The sequence below is a fragment of the Moorena sp. SIO3E8 genome (assembly GCF_010692445.1).
GTDB lineage: Bacteria > Cyanobacteriota > Cyanobacteriia > Cyanobacteriales > Coleofasciculaceae > Moorena > Moorena bouillonii.
In genome coordinates, this window is sequence record NZ_JAAHHM010000211.1 from 1 (window position 1) to 7,732 (window position 7,732).

A 7,732-nucleotide genomic window follows, 5' to 3' on the forward strand; every position below is an offset into this window, starting at 1 on the left:
GTCAGGCATAGCACAAGTTGTGAAGAGTACAATAGGGTAAGCTGAGCATCGAGTAGGTAAGCAGTTCATCCTTCTATTTTACCATTATCAGCAGCTGCTCAAGTATTTCTGCCGCGCTGCACTAGAAGGTCATACAAGTTGGGTCAATGGTATCGCCTTTAGCCGAGATGGCAAAAAGATTCTCAGTGGGAGTCACGACAAGACAGTGCGGTTGTGGGACACCGAATCCGGTCAACTTCTCCATACACTAGAAGGTCATACAAGTTGGGTCAATGGTATCGCCTTTAGCCGAGATGGCAAAAAGATTCTCAGTGGGAGTCACGACAAGACAGTGCGGTTGTGGGACACAGAAACCGGTCAACTAATCCATACATTAGAAGGTCATACAAGTAGTGTCACTGATACTATCGCTTTTAGCCCAGATGGCAAACAGATTCTCAGTAACAGTGAGGACAACACAGTGCGTTTGTGGGAGACAAAAACCGGTCAACTAATCCATACATTACAAGGTCATACAAGTTGGGTCAATGATATCGCTTTTAGTCCAGATGGCAAACAGATTATCAGTGGCGATGGCGACGGAACAGTGCGTTTGTGGGACACAGAAACCGGTCAACTAATCCATACATTAGAAGGTCATACAAGTAGTGTCACTGATATCGCTTTTAGTCCAGATGGCAAACAGATTATCAGTGGCGATGGCGAGGGAACAGTGCGTTTATGGGACACAGAAACCGGTCAACTAATCCATACATTAGAAGGTCATACAAATACTGTATGGTATATCGCTTTTAGTCCAGATGGCAAACAGATTCTCAGTGGCGATGGCGAGGGAACAGTGCGTTTGTGGGACACAGATTACGGTACACTAATTCATACATTAGAAGGTCATACAAGTAGGGTCACTGATATCGCTTTTAGTCCAGATGGCAAACAGATTCTCAGTGGCAGTTGGGACCAAACAGTGCGTTTGTGGGACACAGATTCCGGTACACTAATTCATACATTAGAAGGTCATACAAGTAGGGTCACTGATATCGCTTTTAGTCGAGATGGCAAACAGATTCTCAGTGGCAGTTGGGACCAAACAGTGCGGTTGTGGGACACAGAATCCCGTCAATTAATCCATACATTGGAAGGTCATACAGATATTGTCTATGATATCGCTTTTAGCCCAGATGGCAAACAGATTCTCAGTGGCAGTATTGACAACACAGTGCGGTTATGGGACACCGAAACCGGTCAACCTCTCCATACATTAGAAGGTCATAGAGATATTGTCGATGCGATCGCTTTTAGCCCAGATGGCAAACAGATTCTCAGTGGCAGTGGCGACGAAACAGTGCGTTTGTGGGACACAGAAACCGGTCAACTCATCCATACATTACAAGGTCATACAAGTGGGGTCAATGATATCGCTTTTAGTCCAGATGGCAAACAGATTCTCAGTGGCAGTGGCGACGGAACAGTGCGTTTGTGGGACACAGAAACCAGTCAACTCATCCATACATTACAAGGTCATACAAGTGGGGTCACTGATATCGCTTTTAGTCCAGATGGCAAACAGATTCTCAGTGGCAGTGGCGACGGAACAGTGCGTTTGTGGGACACAGAAACCAGTCAACTAATCCATACATTACAAGGTCATACAAGTAGTGTCACTGATATCGCCTTTAGTCCAGATGGCAAAAAGATTCTCAGTGGCAGTGGCGACGGAACAGTGCGTTTGTGGGACACAGAAACCAGTCAACTAATCCATACATTACAAGGTCATACAAATACTGTCTGGGATATCGCTTTTAGTCCAGATGGCAAACAGATTCTCAGTGGCAGTGACGACGGAACAGTGCGTTTGTGGGGCAATTACTCTTGGCAAGAGGCTTTAAAAGAGGGATGTAATCAGCTGCAATTTTATCCTGATCTGGTTGCACCTAAAAATAATGAAGCAGGAGAAGCTTGTCTTAAGCATGCCAGTTGGGAAGATAAAACCAAAGCCGAATTTATGGTCAGACAAGGTAGGGCTATTTTACAAAAAGAGCAAAATATCAAGAGTGCTGTTAAAAAATTTAAAAAAGCGCAAAAACTCTATCTTGAAATCGACCTCAATCCATTAACAAAGGAAATAGATAAAGACCCCAAAACAGTAGCGCAACAGTTAGCCCCAGACTCGAAATAATCACATGCCTGTCCACAGAAAAATGAAGTAGGTACTCAAGCCATGGCCTTTAGGCCACGCTACGCGAACGCCTTATCGGGTACCTACCAACCAAATATACTACCATTACAGCCGAAATCTTGGATAGATTATCGGCTACTTTGCGCTGCATCAAGACAGGGAATCAGCCTCAAATAAAGCACTACACATTACATTAAGGTGTAAGACATGGGTCATGATTAGGCTATTACCACCGATGCCACCAGTCGTTTTCGCTCGGTTCCGCAACTATTCTGATGCCAAAGGTTATTCGCAGACCCTGAAACAGCTGGTGCCTGATGCTAAGTTTCTAATAGTTTTAGATAGAAGTCTGTTCTGTCAAACTGGGGTCAAACCCTGATTTTTCCTAGGCTGAAATGACGCCAATTCGTTCGATTGTCCCAAAATGACGGCCTTCATCCTTAATGTCTTGATAAATTACAGACTGCTGCAGGTCAGAACTTGCAGGTATTATCGAACATTAAACGATTATATCAGAGTCAGGACTTACGCAAGCACGCTATATATAGCGTGTAAAGCCGATAAAAAAGAAAATCAATCCCTAAACGGTAAAAACAGATAAAGTAAATGATAAGATCAAGGGAGAAACCAACTAAAAAAATAATGGTAATAAAGATTGGACAAGCTAGATTACTGTCAATATTTGTTGAGTAGCCAAAACAATTACACCATAACTAATTTGGCAGAGCATCTTCCCAAACTAAGTCATGATCAAATTAACCGATATTTAAAAACCGAAAAAATTCCTCCCAAAACCTTGTGGTTAAATGTCAAAGAATCTATTGAATTAGATGACGAAGGCTATCTAGTATTTGACGATACAGTGTTGGATAAAAACCATTCAAATAAAATATAATTGGTGCGAAAACAATACAGTGGTAATACTCATAGTGTGGTTCGAGGAATAGGAGTAGTAACTTGTATATATGTTAATAGTAAAACTGGGAAATTTTGGGTAATAGATTACCGTATATATGCTCCAGAAGAGGATGGAAAAACTAAACTAGACCATGTAGAAGATATACTCAGAAATGTTGTGTTTCATAAGAAACTCCCCTTTAAAAGGGTATTAATGGATAGTTGGTATGCCACTCAAAGACTAATGGCGTTAATTGATAACTGGAAAAAAATCTACTACTGTCCTTTAAAAAAGAATCGATTGGTGGATGAAACAGGAGGTAAAGAAAAATACAAAAGAATTGACTCATTGGAGTGGAGTGATTTAGATGTTAAACAAGGAAAATTGCTCAAAATAAAAAAGTTTCCTGACCAGAAAAAGGTGAAGTTATTTCGGGTTACTATTTCTACCAATAGAACGGAATACATTGCCACAAATGAATTAACTGCCTCAGATATTGAACAGGTAAAAGAAACTTGTTCTTATCGTTGGAAAATAGAGGAGTTTCACCGGGAACTTAAACAAGCGATGCAGCGCGGTCTTGGGGGTTTCCCCCATGAGCGACTGCATCAAGACATTGACTGGCATACAATCTTGTCAGTGTCGTAAATCTCGAATCCAAAGAAACCATATTGCTTGTGCCATTTTGGTGTGGAATTTTATGAAAAAACTAGCTTACTTGAATCAATGTACAGTTTATAAAATTAAGCACCAAAGTTTATCTTCATATTTAACTAAAGAACTTCAAAAACCTTCTTTAGTTATGAATTTAGCCTGATCATACTATACGACCTATCTGGTGTCTTTACGTAAGTCCTGAGAGTGCCAGTCTCAGGGATTCTGCTGGATGGGGACTTTCCTGAAGTAGTGCGATTGATCTGCATGTCACGCTACGCGATCGCTTTCTGAAAACTGTTGTTACATAAATGCGATTGACCTTTGGTCACGCGGGGCGCGTTCGCTCTCCAAAAACTCTTGGTACAAAAGGGGAGCAGGTCAAAATTGTAGAACAGATGAACTATATACTATCACAGCAAGCTAAAACACATTACGGGGCTATAGCTTGAGTACAAATGTTCTGCATAAGTGACATGCTCCCTCGGGTTGAGACTCAAGAAGAGATGTTCCATCAAATTCACCGCCTTCAATATCCAAATGATCAAGAACAGTGGGTACAACATCAGTTGCAGGTGCAACGGAAGAATCATCTAGTTCTTTATTAGATGCAATAAAAGTCCTTCTTTCCGAGTCAGTTTGTCCACCGTGATCAAAGCCTTCTGATGGTTCGCGACCATGATCTGTAGTCACAATCACTAACCAATCTTCATCGGGATATGCTGCTTCTCTTTCTTCTACCGCATCAAGAATTTTACCCACATGACCATCAGCCATAGTAATTGCTTCTAAATATTCGGTAGAAAAACCAAAATTGTGAGCCACAACATCAACGTTATCGAGATGAACGAAGGTATAATCTGGCCCTTGTTTTAAGATTAAATCGGCTACAGTTTGCGCAATAATATTATCTTGAGCCAGTTGATCATCAGTGGGTTCTGGTGCGGTCAATTCAAAATCAACAATTGAATTAACATCTTCCTCAAAATAAGCATTGATTAGACCCCAGTTAACCACAGAAGCAATATAGTTATCGGGATCGTCATTATGAACGTATTCAAAAATGCTAGGATAGTCTGGCTTAGCTCTTAATGTATCGTCATTGGAAACAATACCGTGCTTGTTTGCCCAAACACCTGTTAATAAACTGCCCCAACCTGGACCACTAAAGGTTTGTTGTTCTGTTTCTGTTCCTTGAATCCCTCCTGTGAAAGACTCTATAATATTTAAACTGTCAAGATATGGTGTAGGAGTTTCGTCTAGTTTTTATAACTGCGCTCCATCAATACCGATGACAATAGCTTTCTTCTCAGTCATTGACTTTTCTAAAAAAAATAGTAAAAAAACATTTTGATTTGACTATAGTTGCCTGGTTTATTTAAGAAAGTATTATGAATTTTATAAAAAAAATTAAACTAATATTAATTTTAAATGAAATATAAAAAAAAGGTGGGGTTTGCCCCACCTTTGGCTTATCCAGATATGATAAATTTAGGATTTAGACAAAAACGAAATAATCTTGATTAGCAACAAGATCAGCCGAGAGATTAGTAACAATAGCTAAGTCACTGCCATTGGCAGAAATTACTGCTCCCAAATCCCCATCGGTAATGGTGAGATCATCAAAACCAATACCCAAACCAGCAATACCAATCACATCTTCGCCACTGAAAAAGTCAGTAATGATGTTAGCGCTATCGGGAATTTCAGCAGAAGCAATCCAGAATTGGTCTGCACCTGCGCCCCCAGTCATGATATTGTTACCACCAGAGGTCACAAAGAAACGATCTGCACCTTCTGCACCAAAAACGCGTTCGCTTTTAGCGTGACCTACGGTCAATCGCTTTTAGCGTGGCCTACGGCCAATCGCGCAGCGGCTCCAAAGGAGCATCGCTTGTTCCTAAAATAACAGTATCGTCACCGTTACCAGCATAGATACGATTATTTCCATCAGCCAAAGAGGCATCAATGATATCGTTACCTTCCCCAGCAAAAACTAAATTATTGCTACCAGTTAGTTCTAGAGCATCTGCTTCTAACGTACCAAAAATTTGTTCTTTAGTCTCACTGGCAGGAGCAATATCTAAAGCAAAAGCAAAGAGCTGAGTAGCAGGAGTTGCCGGGTCAAAGTCGTTATCACTAACAACAATTAAGGATTGACGACCATCGGGTAAAACTGGACCTAAGGCTAAACCTTCAAAATCATCGAGATTAGTCCCAAGATCATTAAAATCTACCAGCAGTTGTTTTTCGGCTACAACAATATCTCGACCTTTCAAGCTTGGCAAGTTACTGACATCGGTAGCATTTTGAGCCGATACTAAATAGAGCTTGTTTTGGTTTAAGCCAGTGTCGTCAAAATACCTTTCTAAGGCTAAGAAGGTTCCAGCATTATCGCTAATAATTCGGCCAAACTGTTAGTACGATCTACCTCATCAGGGGTACCTTCAGGAGCATTAGCATTACAGCAACCGCTGTAAGTTGTTAGCATCACCTTCGGAGGAAATAAACAAAGTACCATCTTTCCTTAAGGCAATGCCTTCAGGATCAGTTGCACCACTATTAAAGGGACGACCTGCTACATTCAAAAGTGTGGTTACAGCTTCAAATGCGACATCCCCTTCGTCTAGAGATCCATCACTCAAATCAATCGCTTCTACATCAGGATTTTGGGGAGAGCGGACTTGATCAGCCACAATCCGATCCCGCACTATATTGATAGTTTCAGGGAAGTCCCCAATTAAGCCATCTGCACCCAAACGGATTAAGTCTTCTGCTTCTTGTTGGGGAGTTTGTACTGAGCTATCTGGGTTTAAGGTCAGGTAGCGTTCTTCATTCCGTAAAGTGTAGACATTAACCAGTAATCCTGCATCATGGGCGAACTTAATTAAAGGGAAAACTTCTCCTGTTAACTGAGTTCTGATTTCTGCGTTACCATCCCCGTCACCATCAAAAGGTTCATCTAAACCTTCCCGGAGTAAAATGCTATTGTTCCAGGGATTAACCCCTTCGGCGTAGGTAATCATGAATTGATAAAATTCAGGAAGTGCCAACAAGTCCCCGTATCCAGTTTCAGCATTTAGATCGATAATATCTACTAAGTCGCCGTAAACTGCACGAGCGTCTTCTGCGGTAAAATGGGGGTTGCTGAAGTTAGCAACAACATCGTAGGGGAAAGAAAAACCAGGATTAAAGTTTTCTGTAGCTGCGCCAGTGAGTTGATGCAAAGGAACATCAATTCCCGCTTCGGGCATAATTTCCTTATCTAACCGAATTAAAGGCGCGATTTCAAAGGTTTGAATAATGTTTTGTTCTGGATTAGTAAAGTCTTCTTCCAGCAAAACCCGCACCGTAGCTTCTTCTACATTTAAACCAATGCTATCGAAGTAGCTATTATGCTTAAGTTCGTGAACAATACCAACTTGTTTACCGGTTTCGGCTTGAAAATCCTTAACTAGCTGAATTACTTCAGCCATGGTAGGAATTTCAGACAAATCGTCAAACTCATCACTGCGCTCAGGGCGAGGTTGCCTAGCACGTAGGGTTTTGATTTCCTCTAAGGTAAAGTCTTCAGCGAAGAAGCCAGTAATTTCAACTCCATCAATAATTTTAGTGGTTTCCCGTCCACTAAATTCGGAGTGGTCAAGAATATTGGTGGTGTTATTTAGTAATGGCTCGTGACGAACTAAGGGTACTCCATCTTTGGTCATTACATAGTCGGTTTCAATGAAATCCGCACCCTGTTCGAGAGCCAAACGGAAACCTTCTAAGGTATGCTCCGGTAGAAGACCACTGGCACCACGATGACCAATAATGATCGGGTCTTGTCCGTTAAGAGTATTAAGTTGAGGGATATTAGGGGTGGGCATGGGAGCTTCTAGTGCAGCGCGGCAGAAATACTTGAGCAGCTGCTGATAATGGTAAAATAGAAGGATGAACTGCTTACCTACTCGATGCTCAGCTTACCCTATTGTACTCTTCACAACTTGTGCTATGCCTGACCC

General features: G+C 41.4%; 5 protein-coding genes and 2 pseudogenes. 3 read left to right on the forward strand and 4 right to left on the reverse strand.

From position 1 onward, the window contains the following. Nucleotides 1–94 precede the first annotated feature (94 nt). From F6K46_RS36675 to F6K46_RS36685, 3 genes and pseudogenes are all read left to right on the forward strand, one after another. Nucleotides 95–2,176: a WD40 repeat domain-containing protein gene (locus tag F6K46_RS36675; RefSeq protein ID WP_293117944.1), complete on the forward strand. Its 2,082-nt coding sequence runs from the start codon at nucleotides 95–97 to the stop codon at nucleotides 2,174–2,176. A 42-nt stretch (nucleotides 2,177–2,218) separates the two neighbouring features. After that, a complete protein-coding gene (locus F6K46_RS36680) occupies nucleotides 2,219–2,353 on the forward strand; it encodes a hypothetical protein (RefSeq protein WP_293067651.1) in 135 nt (44 codons plus the stop codon). A 478-nt stretch (nucleotides 2,354–2,831) separates the two neighbouring features. Beyond that, nucleotides 2,832–3,891 (forward strand): annotated as a pseudogene (locus F6K46_RS36685) (transposase). 278 nt (nucleotides 3,892–4,169) lie between these two features. Here F6K46_RS36685 and F6K46_RS36690 read toward each other — a convergent pair. The 4 genes and pseudogenes from F6K46_RS36690 to F6K46_RS36705 all read right to left on the reverse strand — a co-directional run. Beyond that, nucleotides 4,170–4,964: pseudogene (locus F6K46_RS36690) on the reverse strand (alkaline phosphatase family protein); the annotation flags it as partial. A gap of 262 nt (nucleotides 4,965–5,226) precedes the next feature. Continuing rightward, nucleotides 5,227–5,568 carry a hypothetical protein gene (locus F6K46_RS36695; RefSeq protein ID WP_075898768.1) on the reverse strand — a complete coding sequence of 114 codons (342 nt, stop codon included), beginning with the start codon at nucleotides 5,566–5,568 and terminating at the stop codon, nucleotides 5,227–5,229. 16 nt (nucleotides 5,569–5,584) lie between these two features. Then, on the reverse strand, nucleotides 5,585–6,133 hold the full coding sequence (locus F6K46_RS36700; RefSeq protein ID WP_081431140.1) for an esterase-like activity of phytase family protein: 549 nt from the start codon (nucleotides 6,131–6,133) through the stop codon (nucleotides 5,585–5,587). A 57-nt stretch (nucleotides 6,134–6,190) separates the two neighbouring features. Continuing rightward, entirely contained in the window at nucleotides 6,191–7,597 is a 1,407-nt protein-coding gene (locus F6K46_RS36705; protein WP_293067649.1) for a glycerophosphodiester phosphodiesterase family protein, read from the reverse strand. Between the last annotated feature and the right edge of the window lie 135 nt (nucleotides 7,598–7,732).